The sequence below is a fragment of the Streptomyces sp. NPDC049837 genome, from assembly GCF_040674455.1.
Classification (GTDB): domain Bacteria; phylum Actinomycetota; class Actinomycetes; order Streptomycetales; family Streptomycetaceae; genus Streptomyces.
Genome location: NZ_JBFAMP010000001.1, coordinates 575,033 through 597,787, shown reverse-complemented (window position 1 = coordinate 597,787; position 22,755 = coordinate 575,033). Strand labels below are relative to the sequence as shown.

Annotated in this window: 22 protein-coding genes; 20 read left to right on the top strand and 2 right to left on the bottom strand. The window is 73.5% G+C overall.

Annotation, left to right across the window (positions count from 1 at the left end; genetic code table 11):
* Positions 1-146: 146 nt before the first annotated feature.
* The 3 genes from AB0J57_RS02725 to AB0J57_RS02715 all read left to right on the top strand — a co-directional run bounded on the left by AB0J57_RS02725 (position 147) and on the right by AB0J57_RS02715 (position 1,718).
* Complete coding sequence (locus AB0J57_RS02725; RefSeq protein WP_366126094.1) at positions 147-338, top strand: hypothetical protein; 192 nt, start codon at positions 147-149, stop codon at positions 336-338.
* A 74-nt stretch (positions 339-412) separates the two neighbouring features.
* Complete coding sequence (locus tag AB0J57_RS02720; RefSeq protein ID WP_366126093.1) at positions 413-1,288, top strand: MEDS domain-containing protein; 876 nt, start codon at positions 413-415, stop codon at positions 1,286-1,288.
* A 4-nt stretch (positions 1,289-1,292) separates the two neighbouring features.
* Positions 1,293-1,718: an ATP-binding protein gene (locus tag AB0J57_RS02715; protein WP_366126092.1), complete on the top strand. Its 426-nt coding sequence runs from the start codon at positions 1,293-1,295 to the stop codon at positions 1,716-1,718.
* Between the two features lie 97 nt (positions 1,719-1,815).
* Here AB0J57_RS02715 and AB0J57_RS02710 read toward each other — a convergent pair whose 3' ends face one another.
* The gene (locus AB0J57_RS02710; RefSeq protein WP_366126091.1) at positions 1,816-2,577 is read right to left on the bottom strand and encodes a BTAD domain-containing putative transcriptional regulator; all 762 of its coding nucleotides are present in this window, start codon (positions 2,575-2,577) and stop codon (positions 1,816-1,818) included.
* A gap of 149 nt (positions 2,578-2,726) precedes the next feature.
* Entirely contained in the window at positions 2,727-2,924 is a 198-nt protein-coding gene (locus tag AB0J57_RS02705; protein ID WP_366126090.1) for a hypothetical protein, read from the bottom strand.
* A gap of 201 nt (positions 2,925-3,125) precedes the next feature.
* Between AB0J57_RS02705 and AB0J57_RS02700 the strand changes: the two genes are divergently transcribed.
* The 17 genes from AB0J57_RS02700 to AB0J57_RS02620 are packed head-to-tail and all read left to right on the top strand — an operon-like array spanning position 3,126 to position 22,755.
* Complete coding sequence (locus AB0J57_RS02700; protein WP_366126452.1) at positions 3,126-3,689, top strand: DUF4255 domain-containing protein; 564 nt, start codon at positions 3,126-3,128, stop codon at positions 3,687-3,689.
* Positions 3,686-4,417, top strand: coding sequence for a carboxypeptidase-like regulatory domain-containing protein (locus tag AB0J57_RS02695; RefSeq protein ID WP_366126089.1), 732 nt, complete (start codon positions 3,686-3,688; stop codon positions 4,415-4,417). Before AB0J57_RS02700 ends, AB0J57_RS02695 begins: the two co-directional genes overlap by 4 nt.
* A gap of 11 nt (positions 4,418-4,428) precedes the next feature.
* The gene (locus AB0J57_RS02690; RefSeq protein WP_366126088.1) at positions 4,429-6,693 is read left to right on the top strand and encodes a phage tail sheath C-terminal domain-containing protein; all 2,265 of its coding nucleotides are present in this window, start codon (positions 4,429-4,431) and stop codon (positions 6,691-6,693) included.
* A gap of 31 nt (positions 6,694-6,724) precedes the next feature.
* Positions 6,725-7,183, top strand: coding sequence for a phage tail protein (locus AB0J57_RS02685; protein ID WP_366126087.1), 459 nt, complete (start codon positions 6,725-6,727; stop codon positions 7,181-7,183).
* Positions 7,180-8,703, top strand: coding sequence for a phage tail sheath subtilisin-like domain-containing protein (locus AB0J57_RS02680; RefSeq protein WP_366126086.1), 1,524 nt, complete (start codon positions 7,180-7,182; stop codon positions 8,701-8,703). The genes AB0J57_RS02685 and AB0J57_RS02680 overlap by 4 nt, the downstream gene beginning before the upstream one ends.
* Positions 8,700-9,218, top strand: coding sequence for a phage tail protein (locus tag AB0J57_RS02675; RefSeq protein ID WP_366126085.1), 519 nt, complete (start codon positions 8,700-8,702; stop codon positions 9,216-9,218). The genes AB0J57_RS02680 and AB0J57_RS02675 overlap by 4 nt, the downstream gene beginning before the upstream one ends.
* A 5-nt stretch (positions 9,219-9,223) precedes the next feature.
* Complete coding sequence (locus tag AB0J57_RS02670; protein ID WP_366126084.1) at positions 9,224-9,409, top strand: putative phage tail protein; 186 nt, start codon at positions 9,224-9,226, stop codon at positions 9,407-9,409.
* Positions 9,406-10,077, top strand: a complete 672-nt coding sequence (locus AB0J57_RS02665; protein WP_366126083.1) for a LysM peptidoglycan-binding domain-containing protein — start codon at positions 9,406-9,408, stop codon at positions 10,075-10,077. Before AB0J57_RS02670 ends, AB0J57_RS02665 begins: the two co-directional genes overlap by 4 nt.
* Before the next feature lie 10 nt (positions 10,078-10,087).
* Complete coding sequence (locus AB0J57_RS02660) at positions 10,088-11,269, top strand: type IV secretion protein Rhs (protein ID WP_366126082.1); 1,182 nt, start codon at positions 10,088-10,090, stop codon at positions 11,267-11,269.
* Positions 11,266-11,967 (top strand): phage baseplate assembly protein V, encoded by a 702-nt coding sequence (locus tag AB0J57_RS02655; protein ID WP_366126081.1) that lies wholly within the window; start codon positions 11,266-11,268, stop codon positions 11,965-11,967. The genes AB0J57_RS02660 and AB0J57_RS02655 overlap by 4 nt, the downstream gene beginning before the upstream one ends.
* The gene (locus AB0J57_RS02650; RefSeq protein WP_366126080.1) at positions 11,964-12,377 is read left to right on the top strand and encodes a GPW/gp25 family protein; all 414 of its coding nucleotides are present in this window, start codon (positions 11,964-11,966) and stop codon (positions 12,375-12,377) included. Before AB0J57_RS02655 ends, AB0J57_RS02650 begins: the two co-directional genes overlap by 4 nt.
* Positions 12,374-14,314: a putative baseplate assembly protein gene (locus tag AB0J57_RS02645; RefSeq protein ID WP_366126079.1), complete on the top strand. Its 1,941-nt coding sequence runs from the start codon at positions 12,374-12,376 to the stop codon at positions 14,312-14,314. The genes AB0J57_RS02650 and AB0J57_RS02645 overlap by 4 nt, the downstream gene beginning before the upstream one ends.
* Positions 14,311-16,350, top strand: a complete 2,040-nt coding sequence (locus AB0J57_RS02640; RefSeq protein WP_366126078.1) for a putative baseplate assembly protein — start codon at positions 14,311-14,313, stop codon at positions 16,348-16,350. Before AB0J57_RS02645 ends, AB0J57_RS02640 begins: the two co-directional genes overlap by 4 nt.
* Positions 16,347-18,332, top strand: a complete 1,986-nt coding sequence (locus tag AB0J57_RS02635) for a phage tail protein I (RefSeq protein WP_366126077.1) — start codon at positions 16,347-16,349, stop codon at positions 18,330-18,332. The genes AB0J57_RS02640 and AB0J57_RS02635 overlap by 4 nt, the downstream gene beginning before the upstream one ends.
* 12 nt (positions 18,333-18,344) lie before the next feature.
* Positions 18,345-19,625, top strand: coding sequence for a hypothetical protein (locus AB0J57_RS02630; RefSeq protein WP_366126076.1), 1,281 nt, complete (start codon positions 18,345-18,347; stop codon positions 19,623-19,625).
* 2 nt (positions 19,626-19,627) lie between these two features.
* Complete coding sequence (locus tag AB0J57_RS02625) at positions 19,628-21,619, top strand: hypothetical protein (RefSeq protein ID WP_366126075.1); 1,992 nt, start codon at positions 19,628-19,630, stop codon at positions 21,617-21,619.
* On the top strand, positions 21,616-22,755 hold the full coding sequence (locus AB0J57_RS02620) for a hypothetical protein (RefSeq protein WP_366126074.1): 1,140 nt from the start codon (positions 21,616-21,618) through the stop codon (positions 22,753-22,755). Before AB0J57_RS02625 ends, AB0J57_RS02620 begins: the two co-directional genes overlap by 4 nt.

Sequence of the window (22,755 nt, the reverse complement as noted above, 5' to 3'; positions counted from 1 at the left end):
CCCGGTCGCACCCCGGCCGCTTTCGGGTCGGATACGGGTCGGGCGGGCGGATCACGGAGAAATGCGGGCGGAGCGGGTCTGTGTGACGCTGGCGGCGGGACGAGCCGTCCGGCTCTTCCGACGGGTCCGACGGGACGGAGAAGGCCATGAACCAGGTCGGGGACAAGCCCGAAGAGGTCCGCAAGCGGCTGGAGGAGGAGAAGCGGCAGGCCCGGCGCAAGCGCGAAGAGGGCCCCGCCGGCCGGGCGGAGCAACCGCCGGAGCCGGCCCCGCCGAAGGGCCCGGTGCCCGGCGACGCGCTGCGCGAGAGGCACCCGGACGCGGAGGAGCGCCAGTGACCGTCCGTCCGCCCGTGAATCGCTTGGTAACGTAGAGCCACACTGCGGTTACACGGGGGTGGGGTGAGGTGGGCGTGCTCGCGAGCGAGGAGCGCCATCCCGGGACGCTTCCCGTGCAGCACATGGGCGCCGGACACCACGCGTTCCTGTGCTACGACGACGACGCACCCGGCTGGGACGTCCTGGCCGCGTTCGTCTGGTCCGGACTGGCCCGTGGCGAGAAGGTCATCGTCTTCGGACCGCCGCATCTGACGGAGTCACAGGTCCGGTCGCGGCTGCGGGACGCCCCAGGGCCGCTGGTCGCGTCCGGGTACGAGAGGGCGCAACTGGAGCTGAGCAGCATGCGGGAACTGATCCTGCCCGCGCGGCGGTTCACCGCCGACCGGCAGTGGCAGCGCATCGTCGAGGAGTCCGGCGCCGCCCGCGACGAGGGGTACACCGGACTGCGCACGTACATCGACATGGGCTGGGTCGCGGACCTCGGGGCCGATCTCGACATGATGATGGAGCGTGAGCGCCGGGCCGGTCACCTCTTCACCGACGGCTTCTACAGCGAGATCTGCGCGTACGACCGGCGGCGCTTCCCCGAGCGGGTCCTGGAGGCCATGTGCCGCGCACATCCGCAGAACCTGCTGCCCCGGCTCGGACACCTGCGGTGCCGGTACGGCGAGGGCACGCTGAGCGTGATCGGCGAGGCGGACCTGGCGACGCACGGGCAGTTCACCCGGGCCCTGGCCGAGCTGCTCGGGGACCCCGCACCACCGCCCGGCCCCCTCACCGTCGACCTGCTGCGCACCGGCTTCCTCGGCGCCGAGTGCGCGAGCGAGCTCGTCCGCCTGCCCGACCGGGCGCCGGCCCACCGGCCCGTACGGATCCGCTGCTCCGAGCGGCACGCGACGCTGCTGCGCCGGCTCGGCGCGGACCCGGCCGCCCTCGATGTGACGGGGTAGGCCCATGACGCTGGACTCCGCCGGGGGCCCGCCCGGCATCGGTGAGGAACTCCTGCTGCACCGCCGCTTCGGCGGCGCGGACATCCCCCGGCTGCGCGTTCTGGTCGAGGGCTACGCGGCCGTGTCCGGACTCCCGGAACCCCGGCGCGGCGACTTCGTCGTGGCCATGGACGCCGTGGCCGGCAACGTCGTGCAGCACGCGGGCGGCCACGGGGTGCTCGTGCTGGCCAGGACCCCGAAGGAACTGGAGTGCCGGGTCAGCGACCGGGGCCCCGGTTTCACCGAGGACGTCATCCCCGACCTGGCCCCCGGCCTCAACGGCGCCTGCCACGGGCGGGGCCTGTGGCTCACCCGCCTGATCACCGACCGCCTCACCATCACCCCTGGCCCGGGCGGCAGCACCGTGACGTTCGCGATGCGGCTGGGCTGAAGGACGTTGCCCCGGACGCACACCTGCCGGGCACCCGCTCGGGGTGCCCGGCAGATGCCCGGCGGACGCTCCTTGCCGGCCGGCGGCTTCGCCGGGGTCAGGCAGTGGTGGAGGGTTCGAGCCGTGCGTGCTCGCTGTGTTCCGGGTCGCGCAGTGGCACGAGGGCCCTCAGCGAGGAGGAGGGCTCCAGCCCGAGTTCTTCCCGGAGGATGCGGCGGCATTGTTCGTATTGACGCAGGGCCGCGCCCCTATTTCCGGCGGCCAGATGTGCCTTTACGAGGACACGATGGGCGCTTTCCCGCAACGGTTCGGTGCGAACGGCCGCGAGTCCGGCGGCGACGGCTTCGCCATAGCGCTGAGCAGAAGTAAGCCGCTCGGTCATCGCTTCCAATGCATAAAGGCGAAGCTGATGATACTGCTCTTGCTCGATCAACATCCAGTCATTTTCCGGCCATTCCGGCAGTAGGTCCGCGGAAAGCTTGGACAACGTCTGCATGGTGAGGATGTCGTCGCACGGACGGGAACTGTCGAGCAGCCGGTGGGCGTGTGCCACCGCCTCGTGCAGGTCCACGGCGATGTGCCGGGAAAGCGCCAGCTCACGTGCGGACACGTCGATGATGGGATGCCCTGTCTGCGCCGCTCGCCACAGCGATGACCGCAGGTTCGCGCTGGCCCGTGACGCCGTGACGTCCGGCCAGAGGATTCCGGCCACGTAGGCCCGGGACCGTGGCATGTCCTGCAAAGCCAGGAACGCCAGGAGCCGTTGAGTGCTGGAGCAAACCGGAATACGCGTGTGGTCAACCGCGAGGGTGAAGCCCTTCAGAAGTCTCAAGGTAATGAGGTGTGCCTGTCCGTTCATCGACGCCCCCGGTACCGATGTCGGTTTGGTGAACTATCGGCTCGGCTCATTGAATTCTCGGAGCCATGTTACGGGCAAGGTATGACCGCAGGTTCGACTCTTTAGTGGTACGGGCGTCACAACGGAATCAATGGAACGTCGCCGGACCGTCACCCGTCACGTTCCAGCAGCTCATCGAGCCAGGCGCGGACGGCCAGGAGGACGTCGGCGGTCCGGCACGCCGCCGCGGGAGGAGTCTCCTCCCCGTCGACGGTCTGGAGGATGCGTGCGCGGAAGCCGTCCGGCCCGCCGCCTTCCACCCACACCCGGACTATCAGGACGCCGGACCGCGTTGAAGGGGTCTCCATGGGGACCGAGTGTCCCTCACCGGTGTCACCCCGGCGTCGTCGATCCGTGTCCGGTGACGTCATGGCACGTGGCGTGGACGCACTGGTGACGCCGGTGCGACGGGTGAGTCGCGGACGGATCACAGGGGACTCTGCATCCTCTCGGCATACGTGGTCAGGGCACGCCGGGCCTAGGGGGGCTTCGCATTGGGTGACTTCGGTGTGATCGCCGACGTCTCGTCGGTCATCGTGAGCACTCTGACGCAGTCCCTGCGTGGGCTCAGCCAGGTCGAACCGCCGATCGCGGAACTGAACGACCTCTCCGAGACGGTGCAGACGCCGCCGCCCAAACTCACCGTGTTCCTCTACGAGATCGCCGAGGACCCGACCTCGCGCAACCGGCCTCCGGTGCGCTCCCAGCCGCCCGGCCCGCCGACCACCCGCAAGCCGCCGATGGCCCTGCTGCTGCGGTACCTGATCACTCCCTGGGGCGGCGACCAGACGACCCAGCACCGCATGCTCGGGCGCGCCCTCCAGACCTTCTACGACGACGCGATCCTGGACGGCGCCCAGTTGTCCGGCGGCCTCGCCGGCAGCACCGAATCCCTGCACCTCACCCTGACACCGCTGACCCTCGACCAGAAGTCCTGGGTCTGGTACGCGATCCAGAAGCCCTACCGGCTCTCGCTGAACTACGAGGTCCGCGTGGTCGACCTGGACTCGGCCGTGGAGACGGCGGTGCGGCCGGTGCGGAGCCGGACCATCGAGGGGACGGCGACGCCATGACCGCCTTCATGCCCCTCGCCCGGTCGACGCTCTACAGCCCCCTCTGGCTGGTGCCGTTCGACGACCACGCACGCCGGGTCCACACCGCGGGCGTGGAGGCGCGCCTGGACCGGTTCGACGAGGTGGACGGCCGTTGGCTGCCGCTGGACGACCGGGCGGTGCGCACGCCCAGCGGAGTCATCGCGTACCCGGGACTCGGCAGGCGCGCCGAGCCGTGGGCGGCCCGGCCGGAGCGCCACCGGGTCCGTCTCGCGGCCGCCGGCTGCCGACCGCTGTACCCGGCCGACGGCGAGCCCTTCTCGGCCGGCCTGGCCGGCGTCGAGTTCCTGGTGCACCCCTGGAACGACGACCATCCGCCCGCCGTCGAGGCCACCCCGCGGCTGGTCCGGATGCTGCCGGCGACCGCCTACCCCTACCCGCCGGGCGCGCGCACGGTCCACGGCGTCGTGCTGGACGCCACCACCGGGGCACCCGTGGTGAACGCCCTCGTCGAGGCCAGGGGGCGCACCAGCCAGGACCTGACGCCGTGGCACGAACGCACCCTCTCCGACGCCCGGGGGGCCTTCCGGCTCTCCCTGCGGTGGGAGGGGGAGAGGGCATCCGAGCACGCGGTCGAGGAGACCTTCCGCATCGAGGCCACCGAACGGCCGGGCCGGACCGGGTCGCTGGCCGTGCACCTGCCCCAGGACGCAGAGCGACAGCACGTCATCGAGATCCGCGAGCAGTGAGGAGCCCATTCATGGCCGAGTACCTGAGCCCCGGGGTCTATGTCGAGGAGATCGACGCGGGGCCGCGGCCGATCGCGGGGGTGAGCACGAGCACCGCCGGGATGGTCGGCGTCACCGCTCGCGGCCCGTACACCGGCAAGCCCAAACTGGTCACCAACTTCCTGGAGTTCCAGAACACCTTCGGCGGCTTCCTGCCCGAGCCCGACGTGTCCGTACGGGACGCGTGGGCCGACAACCCCTCCGAGGGCGGCCGTTGGTGGCTGTTCCCGCTGGCCGTCAAGGGCTTCTTCGACAACGGGGGCCAGCGCCTGTACGTCAAGCGGGTCGCCAGCGGGGGAGCCCGGGCGGCGTCCGCCTCCCTGGGCCAGGGCCTGGTCAGCCCGATCACCGCCGACGCCGCGCGCGGCGCCACCCGCCTCCAGCTCGGCCACCTGATCGGCTTCACCGGGGCCGGGCAGCAGATCCAGGTCCTCCGCGGCGACGACCAGCAGGCGATCCACACCGTGACGGTCTCCGGCTACGACATGACCGCCCGCCGCGTCACCCTCGCCCAGCCGCTGCCCGCCGAGGTCAGGAGCTCCCGGGGCGACTACGTCCAGATCGGCGAGCGCGGCGACGAACAGACGCTGCGGTTCTCCGCCGTGAGCCCCGGCACATGGGGCGGGGGCGTCCAGGTGCGGGTCCAGCCGATGGTCGGCGCCGCGCTGCCGGTGCTGCCCGAACCGCAGGAGGGCGGCCTGTTCGTCACCCGCCTGGTCGCGGACGCGGCCGAGAACAGCGAGACGGCCGAGGTGGCCGCGGTGGCCGGGCTCGACCCCGACGACCTCCCCGCCGACGTGTGGGTGCAGATCGGCCCCGGCCGGTTCAAGGCCCAGGTCGGCCGGCCGGCCGACGGCAAGGTCACGCTCACCTTCCCGGCGGGCACCACGCACGACGCCTGGGAGACCGGCCTGACGGTGCGCCGGGTGCGCCGCGGCAACACCGCGACGGGACGTACCCTGCGGATCGGCGGTGCGAGCAGGCTGTACGAGGGCGCCGTCGTCCAGCTCGACGACGGCACCGCCCTGACCGCGGTGAACGTCGAAACGGTCAGCGGCGACGCCGTCACCTTCGACCGCGACGTACCGGGCACGTTCTTCGAGACCGACCGCATCCACCTGATCGAGGCCGAGGTCAGCACCCGGTTCACCGACCCGGGCGGCGCCACGGTCACCGAGACCTTCGGCAACCTGCGGTTCTCCGGCGACACCCCGGCGAACCTGACCACCGCCCTGGAGAGCCGCTCCCAGCTCGTGCGGGCCACCGCGCTGCCCGGCCTGTCCACCGACCCGACCAGGTTCCCGGTCCCCGCGATCGGCTCCTGGCTGATCCTGGAGGGCGGCGACGACGCGTACGAGTCCCTGAGCGTGGCCGACTTCGTCGGCACCGACGGCGGCAGCGGCCGGCGCACCGGCATCGTCGCCCTGGAGGACATCGACGAGGTGGCCGTCTGCGCCGTACCCGGCATGTGGTCGGGCACCGTCGAATCGAGCCTGGTCACCCACTGCGAACTGCTCAAGGACCGGTTCGCGATCCTCGACCCGCGCGACGGCCTCGACATGGAGGGCATCCAGGCGTTCCGCGAGCCCTTCGACACCAAGTACGCGGCCCTGTACCACCCGTGGCTGGTCACCCGCGACCCGGCCACCAACCGCGACATCGAGGTGCCGCCGTCCGGCCACATGGCCGGCATCTATGCCCGGGTGGACGTGGAACGCGGCGTTCACAAGGCACCCGCCAACGTCGTCGTCCGGGGCGTCCGGCAGGCCGACGGCTTCGCCCAGGACATCACCCGGCGCCACCAGGACCTGCTGAACCCGAAGGGGATCAACGCGCTCCGGTACTTCCCCGGCCTCGGCCACCGGGTGTGGGGCGCGCGCACGCTCTCCTCGGACAGCTCCTGGAAGTACGTCAACGTCCGGCGGCTCTTCCTCTACCTGGAGGAGTCGATCGACGAGGGCACCCAGTGGGTGGTCTTCGAGCCCAACGACGAGTCGCTGTGGGCCCTGGTCCGCCAGACGATCAGCAACTTCCTCACCACGGTGTGGCGCAGTGGCGCGCTCGCCGGCACCACCGCCGAAGAGGCGTTCTTCGTCGCCTGCGACCGCACCACGATGACCGAGGACGACCTGGCCAACGGCCGTCTCATCTGCGTCATCGGTGTCGCGCCGGTCTTCCCCGCGGAGTTCGTGATCTTCCGGATCCAGCAGAAGACCCGCGAGACCCAGCTCGCCTGAGCATCCGACCGAGGAGTGAGGAGAGGCCGCCATGCCGCCTGTGACCAGGGACGACCCGTACGCGTCCTATAACTTCCGGATCATCGTGAGCAACGTCAGCAACGACGGTGTCGCGGTGAGCGGATCCTTCACCGAGGCCAGCGGCCTCGAACTGGAGATCCCGCCGATCGAATACCGCAACGGGAGCGAGGACATCACCGTCCGCAAGATCCCGGGGCTCAAGAAGTTCACCAACCTCACCTTCAAACGTGGCATCACCGGCCACGTCGACTTCTGGAAATGGGTCGTCGAGGCACTCGACGGCAAGGTGCGGCGCACGTCCGGCCAGATCGAGCTCCTCGACGAGAACCGCAGGCCGGTCATGCGGTGGAACTTCAACCGGGGCTGGCCGACCAAGTACACCGGCCCGACCCTGAGCGCCACCAAGAACGAGATCGCCATGGAGACGCTCGTCCTCGCGGTCGAGCAACTGGAAATCGACCTGACATGACCGGCGAAGCGCTTCCTGGGGTGTCCCTCACGTCCGCACCGCGCGGCTTCGAGGCCGAGCCGCTGCGCACGGACGTGGCGGCGTTCCTCGGCCGGCTCCGCCGGGGCCCCGTCGGCGCCCCGGTGCGGGTGGAGAGCTGGAACGACGTCGTGGGCACCTTCGGCCCGCCCCCGGGCCCTTCCGGCCGGGGCGACCACCAGGACGGCGCCTTCGCCACCCCGTACGCCCTGCGCGGCTTCTTCGAGAACGGCGGCCGCACGGCCTGGGTGGTGCGCGTGTCCGGCCCGGCCACCACCGCCCGCGCCCGGTGGACGGTTGGTCCGCTGAGCGGCTTCCCCGCCACGCGCTACCGGGCGGTCGCCACCAGCCCCGGCGCCTGGGCCAACGGCGCGCACGTCGCGATCCGCTACCAGGCAAGCACGGTCGCCGGGCCGCCGACGGTGAGCGTACGGGTCACCGTGCCCGGTGAGCCGCCCGAGGCGTTCCCCGGTCTGCCGCTCCCCGAAGCGGCGGACCGGCTGGCCGCGTCCCGTTTCATCCGGCTGGTCCCGGACGGGCCCCCGCCGAAGCCCGGCCGGCCCGGCCCGATCTCGATGTCCTGGGACCTGACGCTCACCGGCGGCACCGACTCCGCGCCCACCCGCGACGCCTACGAGGACGCCGTCGCCGTACAGGCCGAACTCCCCGAACCGGCGCTGGTGGCGCTGCCGGACCTCGGCACGGACCTGACCGGGAGCGCGCACACCGACGTGGTGCTCGAACTGCTGCGCAGCGTCGCTCCGCTGCACGACCGCCTCGCCGTCCTGGACGTACCGCCCGGGCTGTCCTCCGTGGACGAGGCGGTCGGCTGGGTGCGGTCGCTCACGGCGACCGGCGACAGCGCGCTCCTGGCCTGCGCGGCCGTCTACCACCCGGCGCTGCGCACCCCCGACGGGCACGGGCTGCGCACCGTCCCCGCCTCCGGACACGTCCTCGGGGTCATCGCCCGCCTCGACGCCGAGCGCGGGGCGCACCACACGCCGGCCAACGCCGTGATCCTGGAGGCGGTCGACCTGGCGGACCAGTTCCCCGAGCCGCAGCAGGTGCGGCTGTTCGACGCGGGGGTGGGCCTGGTGCGGTGCACCCGCGGCCGGGGGCTGATGGTGTGGGGAGGACGCACCCTCTCCGCCGACCCCCGCACCCGCCACATCGCGCACCGTCGGCTCGTCCACCTCCTGGTGCGCGCCATCCGGAGGGCGGCCGGCCCGCTGGTGTTCGAGGTCAACTCACCGGAACTGCGCCTGACGCTGGTCAGGGCGGTCACCTCGGTGCTGCTCTCCGCGTTCCGGGCCGGGGCGCTCGCCGGGGCACGGCCGGAGCAGGCGTTCTGGGTGGTGTGCGACGACACCAACAACCCGCCCGAGCAGGACCCGGGGCAGCTCGTCTGCGAGATCGAGGTCGCCCCCGCCGTACCCATGGAGTTCATCCGGCTGCGACTCGTACTCGGCCAGGACCGGGGCCTGGAGGTGATCGAGGCATGAACCAGGACCCGCTGCCGAAGTACCGATTCCTGGTCACCCTGGACCCCGGTGACGCCTACCTGCCGTCCGCGCAGGCGCTGCTGCTGCCGCTGGTCGCCTCCGGCGCGTTCCAGGAGGTCGCCGGTCTCGGCGCGCAGTTGGAGGTGACGAGCTACCCGGAGGGCGGCCGCAACGACTCGGTGCACCAACTGCCGGTGCGCCACTCGTGGAACCGGATCACCCTCAAGCGCGGCGTGGTCCGCGACCCGGGCCTGTGGGACTGGTACCGCGCCGGGCTCGCCGACTCGCTGGGCGCCCGCCGCGACGGCGCGGTGATCGTGCTCGGCCCGGACGGGACGCCCGGCGCGGCCTGGGCGTTCCACGGCGGCCTGGCCGCCAAGTGGACCGGCCCCGACCTGCACGCCGAGCAGAACGCGATCGCCATCGAATCGCTGGAGATCGCCCACGAGGGACTGACCAAGGTCCTTCAGGACACCGCCGCGAGCGTCCTGCCGCGACCGAACCGAGGGAGGTGACCGACGTGCCGAAGGTGACCATTCACCATCTCGAAGTGCGTTTCCAGGTGGACGGCGACGACGGTGCCGTGTTCACCCGCCTGTTCAACAAGCACATCCAGGCCTGGTCGAAGCTGTACGAGGACGCGTGTGCCCGCGCCAGGCGCACCGAGGCCGAACGCGGCTTCGGTGACGGGGAGGGCCGGCCGTGAGCGTGACGCCCGTGTCCTTCGCCCGCCAGGGCGCGGCCCAGGCCCACCTGGAGATCGTCCGGCCGGTGATCGCCGACGAGCGGCGGCGGCGCATCCCGCTGCGGTTCAACCCGACCGACTACAAGCTGAGCAAGGCCAACACCTTCGCCGAGATCACCATCCCCGGCCTGGAGACCCCGCCCCTCCAGTACGTGCGCGGCGGCACCGAGACCCTCACCGTCCAGGCGCTCGTCGACACCTCCGACACCCTGGAGAACGTACGGAAGACCTACGTCGACGCCCTGCGCGACCTGCTGCGGCCCGACAGCCGCGAACACGCCCCGCCGGTCGTGCGGTTCGTCTGGGACGAAGAGGTCTTCACCGGTGTCGTGGAGAAACTGGACGTCAACTACCAGCTCTTCCGGCCCGACGGCGTACCGCTGCGGGCCATGCTGGACCTGACGCTCAAGGAGTTCCGGCCGGCCGCCGTGCAGGTCGCCGACACCCCGCGCTCCTCGCCCACCGTGGAGAAGAGCTACGTGGTGCGCCGCGGCGACACGCTCAGCTCCATCTCCAGCGCCCTGTACCGGCGGCCCGACGCCTGGCGGGAGCTGGCGCGCGCCAACGGCATCACCGATCCACGTGACCTGCGGCCGGGCCGGGTGCTGACCGTGCCCCGGCTGCCGTGAGGAGCGCGCCATGAGCACTCCCACCCCCGAGGTCGCCTCGCCCGACCGGTACGCGCCCGAGTTCGAAGTGGTGATCGAGGGCCTGGAGATGGACCCCTCCACCAAGAACGACATCATCGACATCAAGGTGAACCGGGACATCGACGAGATGTCCGGCTTCGACCTGACCCTCAACAACTGGGACGACGCCAACCTCCGGTTCAAGCACAGCGACTCGCCGAGCTTCCGCCTCGGCGGCCGCGTCTCGGTACGGCTCGGCTACGCCGACCAACTGCTCACCGTCGCCACCGGGACCATCTCCACGCTCGCCCCGAAGTTCACCGAGAGCGCGTCCCCGACCGTCCAGGTGAGCGGCGTGGACGGGCTGCTGCGGCTCAAGGACCGCAAGCCCACCGAGAACGAGACCAAGATCTACCGCAATCTGCCCGACTGGCGGATCGCCGAGCAGATCGCCCAGCGCAACCACCTCCGCGTCGAGGTCACCCGGGAGGGGCCGACGCACGACCGGGTGGTGCAGAAGAACCAGGACGACGCCACGTTCCTGCTGGAGCGCGCCAAGCGGCTGGACTTCGACTGCTACATCCTCCCCGACCCGAAGACCGGCGAGGACACGCTCTACTTCATCAAACCGACCGACGGCCGCGACGGCCGCCCCATGCGGGTGTACCGGCTGGCCTACGCGCCCGGGCTGTCGACCGGCCCCACCGCCCAGCCCGCTGGGCTGATCCCCAACCTGCTGGAGTTCACCCCGACGCTGACGGTGTCCCAGCAGGTCAGCAAGGTCACCGTGCGCGGCTGGGACCCCCGTACCAAACAGCCCATCGCGTTCACCGCGACCGCCGAGAACCTCCCCGCCGGGCAGAACACCGCCGACGGGCAGAGCGGGCCGCAGGTCGCCGAGTCCACCCTCCAGGGCCGCCAGGAAGTCCTCGTCGACGCGCCCGTCGGCAGCGACCAGGAGGCCCGCGAACTGGCCATCAGCCTGCTGCGGGAGCGGGCGTACGAGTTCATCACCGCCACCGGCAAGGTGGCCGGCCTGCCCGAGCTGCGGCCCGGCGACAACCTGGAGATCCACGGCCTCGGGCGCCGCTTCTCCGGCATGTACTTCGTCAAACGCGTCGAACACACGCTCAACACCGGTGGGTTCTTCACCCAGTTCACCGGACGGCGCATCCACCAGGGGGACCAGTGACCATCAGGACCACACCGCGGGCCCGCAGCACGGACAAGCGGTACTACGGCGTCGTCGAAGCGCTCGTCGTGGAGAACGAGGGCGACGACGAGGGGCGCGTCAAGCTGAAGTTCCCGTGGTTCGACGACGTCACCGTCACCGACTGGATCCGCGTCAGCCAGCTCTACGCCGGCCACGGCTACGGCACGGTCTTCGTGCCCGAGAAGGGCGACGAGGTGCTCGTCGCCTTCGTCCACGGCGACATGCGGTTCCCGATCGTGCTCGGCGGCCTCTACAACGGCAAGGACAAGCCGCCGACCGCCCGCACCGAAGGCCGCGACCAGAAGACCATCCGCACCAGGCACGGGCACGAGGTGCTCCTCGACGACACCCGGTCCAAGGCCGCCGTACGCGTCACCTCGGCCGCCGGGCACGTGGTGGAACTGGACGACGAGGGCAAGGCGATCCGGATCACCGCCGCCGAGGGCGGCAGCGTGACCGTGACCGCGCAGGGGGAGATCACGCTCAAGGCGCCCAAGGTGACGGTCGATTCCCCCTCCATCGACCTGGGCGGCGGCGCCACCGAGCCCCTCGTGCTCGGCAACGCGCTGCTCCAGGCGTTCAACACGCACACCCACCCGTCCCCCGCTGGGCCCACCGGCCCGCCCACGCCGCCGCTCACCCCCGCCGTCCTGGCCAAGAAGGCGAGGACGGCATGAGCGAGGAGTTCCTCGGGACCGGCTGGCGGTTCCCGATCCTGCCCGACGCGTCCGGGCGGCTGGGGTACGCCGTCGGCGAGGAGAGCATCGAACACTGCCTGCGGGCGCTGCTGCTCACCGGCACCGGCGAGCGCGTCATGCGGCCCGAACTCGGCACCCGGGCCCACGAACTGGTCTTCGCGCCCGGCAGCGTGCAGAACCTGCGCGACCTGGAGAACTCCATCGCCGCCGCCGTCCGCGACCACGAGCCGAGGGTGGAGCTCGACGAGGTCCGCGCGGAGGCCGACCCGGCCGACGAGTCGCGGATCACCGTCTCCGTCGTCTACCGCATCCGGCGCAGCAACACCAAGGCCAACCTGGTGTTCCCGTTCTACGCCGGGCTCAGCGGCCCCGCGGGGAGGACCGCATGACCCTGCCCGCGCCCAAGCTCGACGACCTCACCTGGGCCGACATGATGGCGGCCATCCGCCGCCGCATCCCCGCCGAGTCGGACGGCACCTGGACGCTGCACGCGCCCGTCGACCCCGGCGTCACCCTCCTCGAACTCTTCGCCTACCTCCTCGAACAGCGGCTGTACTGGCTCGACCAGGTGCCCGACCCGCTCGTGGTCGCCATACTGCGGCTGCTCGGCCTCGAACCCCCGCGCCCGGCCCGGCCCGCCGCCACCGTGCTGCGCCTCGCCGCCAGGCACCCGGGCACCGCCGTCCCCGTCGTCCCCGCCGGGACGGAACTCACCCGCGACCCGGCCGGCCGGATCGTCTTCACCCTCGACGACGACGTGGCCGTCTTCCCGCTCGCCGAGGGCGCGCAGGTCACCGTATGGACCGACCGCGACCGCACGGCCGACCTGCCGGCCCGCCGGGGCGTGCCGCTCCTGGCGAGCGACGGGGCGCCCGCGTGCGCCCGGTTCACCCTGCCGCTCACTGGAGCCCACCCGGCGCCCGGCCCGCTCAGCCTGCTGTTCGAGCTGGACGCGCCCGCCGCGTCGGCCCCGTCGTGGCTGCCCGGAGCGGTCGCCGACGTACCGCCCCCCGCCGAGCTGACCTGGTCGTGGTTCCGGCCGGGCACGGACGTCCACGGCCCGTTCGAGAAGGTCGAGGACGGCACGGCCGGGCTCCGGCGCTCCGGGGTCGTCCGGCTCCACCCGCCCGCCGGCTGGACCACCCGCGACAGCGGCATCCTGCTGTCCACCCGGGCCGCCACCCACGCCGCGCCGCCGCGCCTGCTCCAGCTCGCCGTCAACGTCTCCGCCGCGCACCACCGCCAGTGGCGCACCGCGAGCGGCGAGGAACTCCAGGAGCAGATCGACGCCTGGCTCAAGCTGCCCGGCCAGCACCTCGTCCTGCCGGACGCCGCCGAGCGGCTCCTGGAGGCGCGCGTACGGCTCGCGGGCGAGACGTGGCGGCCGGTGCCGGACTTCACCTTCGGCGGCCCGGCCGACCGGGTCTTCGTCCTCGACCGGACCGAGGGCGCGGTGGTGTTCGGCGACGGACTCACCGGCCGCATCCCGCGCCCGGGCACCGACGCGAGCGTCGAGTACGCCATAGGCGGCGGCCGGGCCGGCAACGGCGGCCTGACCGCCAACTGGGTCCCGGCCGGCGACTCCCCTGCGGCGGTCACGGCCGCCAGCCTCGTCCGCGCCGAAGGCGGCGCCGAACCGGAGACCGTCACCGAGGCACGGCAGCGCGCCGCCGCCTCCCTCGGCGAGGTGACCCGCGCGGTCACCGCCGACGACTTCGTCACCCTCGCCCGCACCACCCCGGGCGTCGCCGTCGCCCGCGCGTACGCCTCCCTCGGCGAGCACCCCGGCTTCCCCTGCTCCCCGGTGCCCGGCGCGGTCACCGTGCACCTCGTACCGGCGGTGCCGCGCGACGACGTGACCGGTGAGGACTTCGTCGCCGCGCCCAGGCCCGACCCGGGCATGCTGTGCGCGGTCGCCGCCCACCTGGAGCGGGCCCGGCTGCTGACCTCCGAGGTCTTCGTCCGCGCGCCCCGCTACCGCGACGTGGCGGTGCGCGCCGACCTGTCGGGCGACCCCGCCGACCGCGCCCGCGTGTCCGCCGTGCTGACCGAGGCGCTGCGCCGCTTCCTCGACCCGCTGGTGGGCGGCGACGACCGGGACGGCTGGCCGTTCGGACAGCCGCTGCACCCGTCGGTCCTGCTGCGGGCCGCGCAGCGCGCGCTGGGCGACCTCGCGGACGTGTCCGCCGTGGCGATCGGCCTCGACGGGGCCGCCCCCGACGAGGACTGCCGGGAAGTGCCGCTCGGGCCCGGTGAACTACCCGACCTGCGGACGGTCCGCACCCGGATCGTGCCCGCCGTCGAACCGGGGGAGGGGCTGGCATGACCGGCGAGGTGTGGTGGGAGAAGGCCGCGCGCGACGAGGAGGGCCGCGTCGTCCCCGGCCCCGGGCCGACCGGCGTTCAGCCCGAACTGACCGACGCCACCCGTGAGGCGGTCCGGGCCGGGGTACGCGGCCGGATCGCGGGCTACACCCCGGACTGGACCGATCCCGACCGCCAGGACGCCGGTGTGGCGCTCGTCCGCCTCTTCGGCACCCAGGCCGAACCCGTGCTCTCGCGCGTCAACCGGCTGCCGGAGAAGGTGCTGGCCGAACACCTCGCGACGGCCGGGGTGCGCAGGCGCCCGGCCGGGGCGGCGGCCGCCCTCCTGGAGTTCACCGTCAACCCGCCCGACGGCGCCTCCGTCCTCGTACCGGCCGGATTCCAGAGCGCGGCCTCCGGCCCGGCGGGGCAGGTGGTGTACGAGACGGACCAGGACCTGTACGCCACCCCGGCCACCCTCGCCGCCCTCGCCGTGCAGGAGGGCGGAACGCTGGAGACCCTGCCGCCGGGACCGGCCGGACCCAGCCGCCCGTTCGCGCCGTTCGGCCGGGACCCGCAGCCCGGCAACGGCCTGTGGATCGGGCTCGCCGGGACGGCCGCCCCCCACCCGCGGCTCTCGCTGGGCTTCGTGGTGGCCGCCGCCCCGCCCGCCCCCGCCGGCTCCGGCGGCCTGGTCCCCCTGCCCCTGCCGCCGGCGCCGCTGCTGCGCTGGGACGTGCTCGACGGCAGCCGGCTCGTCCCCGCCGAGGTGGTGCGCGACTCCACGGCCGGGTTCCGGGCGAGCGGAACCGTCGAACTGCGGGTCCCGCGCACCTGGGAGCCCGGCAGCCCGCCCGGCGCCCGGCCCAGGCCGCCGCTGCGCTGGCTGCGGCTGCGGATCGCGCACGGCGACTTCGGCGGGCCCGCGCCGGTGCTGTCCGGGCTGCGCCTGAACACGGTCCCGGCCACGGCCGCCCGCACCATCAGGGACGAGCCGCTGCAACCGATCCAGGACACCGGGGCGAGCGGCCGCCGTCGTATGAGGCTCAGTCAGGTACCCATCCTCGCCGACTCGGTGGTCATCGAGGTCGACGACGACCCCGGCGCCGATGTGTTCGGCACCCGGGCCGGCTCCGCCTCCCGCTGGCGGGAGGTGGAGAGCCTGGCCGCCCACGGCGCCGACGACCGGGTCTTCACCGTCGACCACGAGACCGGCGAAGTGACCTTCGGCGACGGCGTCCACGGCGCGGCCGTACCACCCGGCTTCCGCAACGTCCGCGCCGTCCGCTACCGGGTGGGCGGCGGCAGCGCCGGAGCCGTGCGCGCGGGCGCCGTCAACTCCGTGGTGACCGCCCTGCCGTACGTCATCGGCGTCACCAACCCCTTCCCCGCATCGGGAGGCACCGACGCCGAGCCCGACGCCGCCGCGATGCGCCGGGGCGTCGGCGAACTGCGCGCCAGGGGCCGCGCCGTGGCCCCGGCCGACTACGGCCTGCTCGCCACCCGCGCGCCCGGCGCGTCGGTCGCCCGCGCCCGGGGCGTGCCCGGCCTGCACCCCGACTACGCCGGGGCGCCGATCCCCGGCGTCGTGGGCGTCCTCGTCGTGCCGCCGGGCGACGGCGGCGGCGAACCGCCGGTGCCCACCGCCGCGACGCTGCGGGCCGTCGCCGGGTTCCTGACCCGCGAGGCCGCCCCCGCCGGGGTCACGGTCGTCGCGGCCGCCCCCTCGTACCGCCGGGTCGCCGTCGAGTCATGGGTCGCCCTCGACCCGGACCTCGACCGGGCCGCGGTCCTGGCCGGGGCGGGCGACGCGGTACGCACGTACCTGGACCCGCTGCGCGGCGGGGAGGACGGCGCGGGCTGGCCGTTCGGCGGCGCGCTGCGGCACACCGCTCTGGTCCGGCGCCTCCTCGCGGTCGACGGGGTGCTGGCCGTCTCACGGCTCTCGCTCACCGTCGACGGGATGCGGCTGCCGCCCTGCACCGACCACGCGATCGGGCCCCACGAACTGGTCTGGCCGGAGCGCCCGCTGCTGATCCCGGTAGGAGACCGGCCATGACGTGCACACCGCACCCCGCGACCTTCCGCCTGCTCGACGCGTACACCGGCTGGGACGAGACCCCGGCCGGCGAGCCCGGCACGGGCGGCATCGTCGGGTTCGACGACCCGGCCGGAATCCGGCTCGCCCACCCCGGTGCCGCCCCCGAAGGCCCCACCAGGGCACAGCTCCTGCCCTGGTTCCCCGACCCGCGCCTCACGCCCGGATGCGGGCCGTGCGGCTGGTACCTGCTCGTACGCGGGGAGCGCCGGCTGCTGCGCCGCGACCCCTGCACGGGCGCCTTCACCCCCGTATGGCCGCCCGCGTGCGACCCCGGCACGCTGCGCGAGCCGGTCTCGGTCGCCGCGCGCGGACACCGGCTGGCCGTGGTCGAGTCCGACCGGGTGCTCGTATGGCGCCGTGAGGGTGCCCAGCTCGCCGGGGTCATCCGGGTGCGGCGGCCCCGGTGGGCCGCGATGGCGCCGGGCGACGATGTCCTGATCGCCTGTCAGGGCGGCACCGAGCTGCGCCGGTACGGCTCGGCGGGCGGCTACCGGGGGACGCTGCGCACCGGGGCGCGGGGCGAGATCGTCGGGCTGCGCACCGGGCCCGGGCGGACGGTGTGGGTGCTCACCCACGACGGCTCCCGGCTGAGCATCCACCGGGGCGGCAACGGCCGGCCCTTCCGTACCGTCACCCTGGCCGAACTGGCCGACGCGCTGCCGCCGTCCACGCTCACCTCGGTGGACGAGCAAGGGTTCTGCCTGAGCGAGACGGGTCCGGAGGGGCCCCTGACCCACGGCTACACCTGGCGGGGCCTGCCCCGGGACACCGTGCCGCCGCCGGCCGGCGTGTACGTGACCAGCGGCTCGTACGTCACCACCCTGATCGACAGCGGCGTCTCGCGCTGCCGCTGGCACCGCGTACGCGTGGACGCCGACGTACCGGCGGGCACGGCGGTGTCGGCCGGGATCGTGGTGACCGAGGACGGCCGGTACGAGGAGAGCGACTGGCAGGCGTCGGCCCCGGGAGTCACGGACTTCCTCGTCGACCAGCCGCCCGGCCGGTACCTGCGGCTACGGCTGCGGCTGTCCGGCGACGGCGGCGCGACCCCCGTCGTGCACCGCGTCCGGCTCGACTTCCCCAGGGTCACCAGCGCCGACCTGCTGCCGCCCGCCTTCCGGCAGGACCCGGCGGCCGACGACTTCACCGAGCGCTTCCTGTCGCTGTTCGACGCCACGCTGGCCGACCTCGACCGGGTCATCGAGCGGTACCCGGCGCTCCTCGACCCGGCCGGAGTGCCGGACCGGGTGCTGCCGTGGCTCGCCGGGCTGCTGGGCCTGTCGTTCGAGGCGGGCTGGGACGCGCGGACCCGGCGGGCGCTCCTCGCCGCGGCCCCCGAGCTGTACCGGCGCCGGGGCACGCCCTGGGCGCTGCGGGAGGCGGTGCGCATCGTGTTCGGGGTGGCCCCGGTCATCGACGAGCTGGCGACGGACCGGCGCTGGGCGCAGTTGCGCGCGGCGGTCGGCCCGGAGCGTGAGGCGGGGGAGGGGCAGGGGCAGGGCCAAGGGCTCGGCTCGGTGCGGCTGTTCGGCCGGTCGGCGAGCCGCTTCCGGGTCGGCGGCTCCGCCCTGGGCGCGGCGCCGCTGCGTGCGTTCGGGGACCCGGACGGTGATCCGCTCACCGCGCACGCGCACCGGTTCCGGGTGCTCCTGCCCGCCGGATCGGCGGACCCGAAGGCGCTGCGGCGGCTGGTGGAGCGCCAGGCGCCCGCGCACACGGTCGGGTCGGTACGGACCGGCGGGGCCGGCTTCGTGGTCGGCTCCCGGTCCACGGTCGGCGTGGACACCGCGTTCGTCCCGCTGCCGCCGCCCGTGCTCGGTGGCGGAAACCCGCTGCGGCTGAACCGCGACGGGGTGCTCAGGCCAGGACCCGCAGGATTGCGCCGAGGGGTGGGCGTGGGAGTCGTCTCCGCCGTCGGTGTGCATACACAAGTGTCGTGAGAGGACGGGGAGATGACCGAGACAGGAACACCGACGTCAGCGGGGTTCGACGCGCCGCCGCTGCGCCGGCTGCGCTATTTCCACGGGCAGATGCTGGGCGCCAGGGACTTCCAGCGCGAACAGGACTACCACCGCGAGAAGCTGAAGCTGCGGATGCGCTGCCTGCTGGGTTACGGGGTGGTGTGCGGCCTGTTCGTGGAGCCGGTGCCGTGGGACGACGACTGCCCGCCCGGCGAACACCCGGCGGCGGCCGACCCGGTCACGGCCGGTCCGGCGGCGGCCGATCCGGCGGCGGAGGCCGATGAGCAGTCGACAGCACCCGGGGAGCGTGGCGCCGAGCCGGAACACACCGAGCGCAAGGCCAAGGTGAGGATCACCTCCGGCCTCGCCGTGGACTGCGACGGCAACGAGGTCGTCGTGCGCGGCGGTTGCGTGGTCGACCTGTGGAAGGCGCTGCCCCCCGGCGAGCGCGACACCGACACCGTCTGGGTCGGCATCCGCTACGCCGAGCGGCCCGTCGAGCCCACCCGCGCGGTCTACAACGACGCCTGCGCGGACACCTCCGACTGCGAGTACGGCTGGACGGAGGAGTGCTACAAGATCTGCGTCACCGGGTGCGAGCCGCCGGTGGACGACCGCTGCGACACCTGCTGTTCCCCGTGCGACCACAAGGTGCTGTGGCTGGCTCGGATCGACTGCGTGGACTGGCACCAGCCGGTGCGCCGGCACCAGATCCACATGAACGTGCGCCGCCCCTTCGGCCGCCACCTGCCCACGGTGATCACCGGCATCAACTGGATCCACGGGCACACCTACACCATCGACGAGGCCAAGGCGCTGCTCGGCACCCAGGACGAGGACGGCGGGCTCGTGGTGCGGTTCTCCGCCGACGTGCGCACCGACTGCTTGCGACCCGGAGTGGTCGAGCTCCAGGTGATCGAGGGCGGCAGCGGCCGCAACGCCTCCACCTGGTACATGGGCGGCGCCTTCGCCGGACCCGACGCCGAGTGCGACGAGTTCACCCGGAGCTTCCGCTACCGCCAGACCACGCGCGAGACGCTCCAGGACGGCGACCGCGTCATGATCACCGTCCGGGCCGCGTTCATCCTGGACCGCTGCTGCCGCCCGGTCGACGGCACCCACGTCGGCGGACGCGTACCGACCATCGACGCCGACACGGCGTACAGCGACGCGGGGTGCGACCTCCCGCCGTCAGGCATCGGTCCCTGGACGTCCGGCACCGGTGCGGGCGGGGACGTCTTCGAGAGCTGGTTCTTCGTGAAGGAGCGCTGATCATGCGAACAGACTGCGGATGCGGCTGCGGTGGCGACGCCACCCGCACCTCCGCCTTCGTACGCCCTCGCTTCTTCGCGGGCCAACTGCTGACCGAGGACGACCTCGGCCTGCTGGTCGACTACATGACCGCGAAGGGCAGACTGCACAACCGCTCCCTGTACGGGCCGGGAGTCATCTGCGGCCTCGCCGTCACCTGCGCCCCCTGCGGCGGCGGAAGCGTGGCGGTGCACCCCGGGCACGCGCTCGACTGCGCCGGGAACGACATCGTGGTGCCCTGCACCGAACAGGTCGACGTACGGGCCCTGGTGCGGGAGCAGCGGATCAGCGGCCTCGGCGTGGACTGCGGGGACGACTGCGACGACGAGGGCGGGCGCCGCTACGGCCTCTACGTGCGCTACCAGGAGCTGCCGATCGAGCCGGTGGCGCCGTACGCCACCGAGGAACCCTGCCCCACACCGGGCTGCGTGCCCTCCCGGATCCAGGAGGGCTTCCGCTTCGTTGTGAAGTGCGCCGACGACGAGGACCACCGCCACAACCCCGGCACCCACCTGCTCGCCACCATCGGCGACCTCGCGCGCGCCGACCGGGCCCGCACCCGGGACCGGCGGCTCGGCCACTACCTCGACGCGCTGTCCACGGCCGCGGCGGGCACGGGCCGGACGTTCCGCTTCGACGCCGCCGACGCCGGGCGGTACGCCACCTCGCTGGCCTGGCTGCGCGAGAACGCGGGCGGCGAGGGCCCGCCGCCGCCCCCGGCGGCCCGCGAGATGACCGAGCACGTCCGCGCCCTCGCCAGCGCTGTGGCGCGGTACGACACCCACGACCCGGCCGGGCAGGAACGGCTCAGGCGGGAGTACCCGGACCTCGCCACGGTCCAGGAGGCCCGCGGCGTCCTGGGCACGGCCTGCGACCGGCTCGGCGACGCCGACATGGAGGCGGCCTGGCCCGACCCGCTGCGCCGTTCGCTCGCCCGCGCGGTCGTCACCGAGACGGCGGCCAGGGTCGTACCCGAACGGGGCGACGCCGACGCGCCGCTGGAAGTGCGCATGCTCGCCCAGGGCACACCGCTGAGCCACGCGCTGCGGGTGGAGTTCCGGGCGGACCTCGGTCTGATCCGGGAGTGGCTGCTGTGCCGCCTGGACCAGACCGGCGAGGCCGTCGACTGCCGGCTGCGCACGGAGACCGCCGCCGTCGACGTACCGCCGCTGCTGCCCGCCCCGCCCCCCGACAGCGTGGAGCGGGCGGCCGTCGCCGAGGTGCAGCAGATCGCCGAAGCGGGGGCGGCGCTGACCGTCGCGCTGCGGCGCTTCCTGACCGACGCCGCGTGCGCCACCCTCAACCCGCCCTGCGGCGACTGCACGGACACCGACGTCCTGCTCGCGCACGTGGAGCTGGACGGCTGCGACGTCGTACGGGTCTGCTCGGCCACCCGGGAGCAGGTACTGCCGGGCGGGTCGGCGTACGGCGAGTGGCTGCCCAAGCTGTACCGGCTGCGGGAACTGGCCGAGCGGCTGTGCTGCCGGCCCGTGCCCGAGCACCCGAAGCCGGCGCTCCCGCCGGAGGGCGACGTGGTAGGGCCGTACGCCGAAGGGCTGCTCGGCGACTGGCCGCGCACGGGGGACCTGGAGGAGATGCTGTCCCTGCTGCTCACCCCCGCGCCCGGCGAGACCCCGCCCAAGGCGCTGCACGAACAGGTCTACACGACCCCCAGCGAAGTGACCGACAGCATGCACGAGCTGGCCGTGCTGCGCACGCAGGTCGCCGACCTGACCTCCGCGCTGGAGGGCCTGCGTACCCAACTGGGCAGCGCGCAGACGGAAGTGGTCCGGCTCCGGGAGCGGGTCGAGGCACCGGACCGGGGACCGGAATCAGGAGCGGCCGGGACCTCCGACGAGTCGCCGGGTGAGCCGCCGGACCAGGACGAGCCCGCCAAACCGCCCGCCAGGCGCACCCGTTCCTCCCGTAACCAGAAGCCCGGGGGCACACCATGACCGGCCCGCTGCGCCCCACCTTCCACGAGGGCCAGGTGCTGGCCGCCGCTGACCTGTCGGCCACGGTGGAGTACGCGCGCGGCCTGGCCGTCCGGCACGCGCGGCACCTGCACGACTGGGGCATCGCCGAAGGGCTCGGACTCGTCACCCAGTCCCGTACCGACCCGCTCACCAACGCCCGCCACGTCGAAGTGGGCGTGGCGCCGGGGATCGCCGTCGACGGCACCGGCCGCGAGGTGGTCGTCACCGAACCGGTCGTGCTGCGCGAGAGCGACTTCGAGGAGGTCAACGGCGCCGACCAGCCCACGGACGAGCCCTACCCGGTCTTCCTCACTGCGGCCGACCGGGAACCGGACAGGGCCGCCGGGCCCGTCTCGTGCACCGGCGGCGCCACCAGGACGCGCGTGGAGGAGTCGTACCAGATCCTCTTCGGGCGCCTCGGCGACGAGCGGCTGGTCGAGGAGCAGCGCCCGCCCGCGCCCGGCGCCCCGCCGGCCGCCCCGTCCGTCCGCTGGCTCGTCCTGCTCGGCTACGTCCGCTGGACGGACGGCCACTTCAGCGGCGTGGAGACCGAGGCGCGCGGAGTGGCGGTGCGTTTCGCCGGGGTACGCGCGGACACCGTCGCGGCCCGCTCGGGCGCCCTGACGCTGCGGACGGCCCCGGCGGTGCGGGAGGGCGAGCCCGCGCTCGTGCTGTCCGGCGGCGACCAGCCCAGCCTGGTCTTCGGCCTGTACCAGGGCAGCGGCAAGGTGGCCCCGCTGATGACCGTGGCGGCCAACGGCAACCTCACCGTCGAGGGCAGCTTCAGCGGCGGGATGCCGGCCGGCAGCACCCTGGTGGCGTCCGGTACCGCCACCGACGGGATGCTGCTGCCGCTGCCCGCCGGCGTCACCCCGCAACAGGTCGCCGACGGCCGGGTCGTGATCCATGTGCGGCTGACCCCGCGCACCCCGCCGACCGCCACGGACACCACCCTGGTCAGCACGGTGGAGGCCGCCGTGGACGACGACCGCAGGGTCCGGTGCCGCACACGCTTCTACGACCCGCTGGCCATCCCGCCCGCGGTCGTCGAACGGCCCGGGGCCGTCGACTTCCTCGTCCTGGCGACGGTCGCGGCGACGAACGGGGGTGGCTGA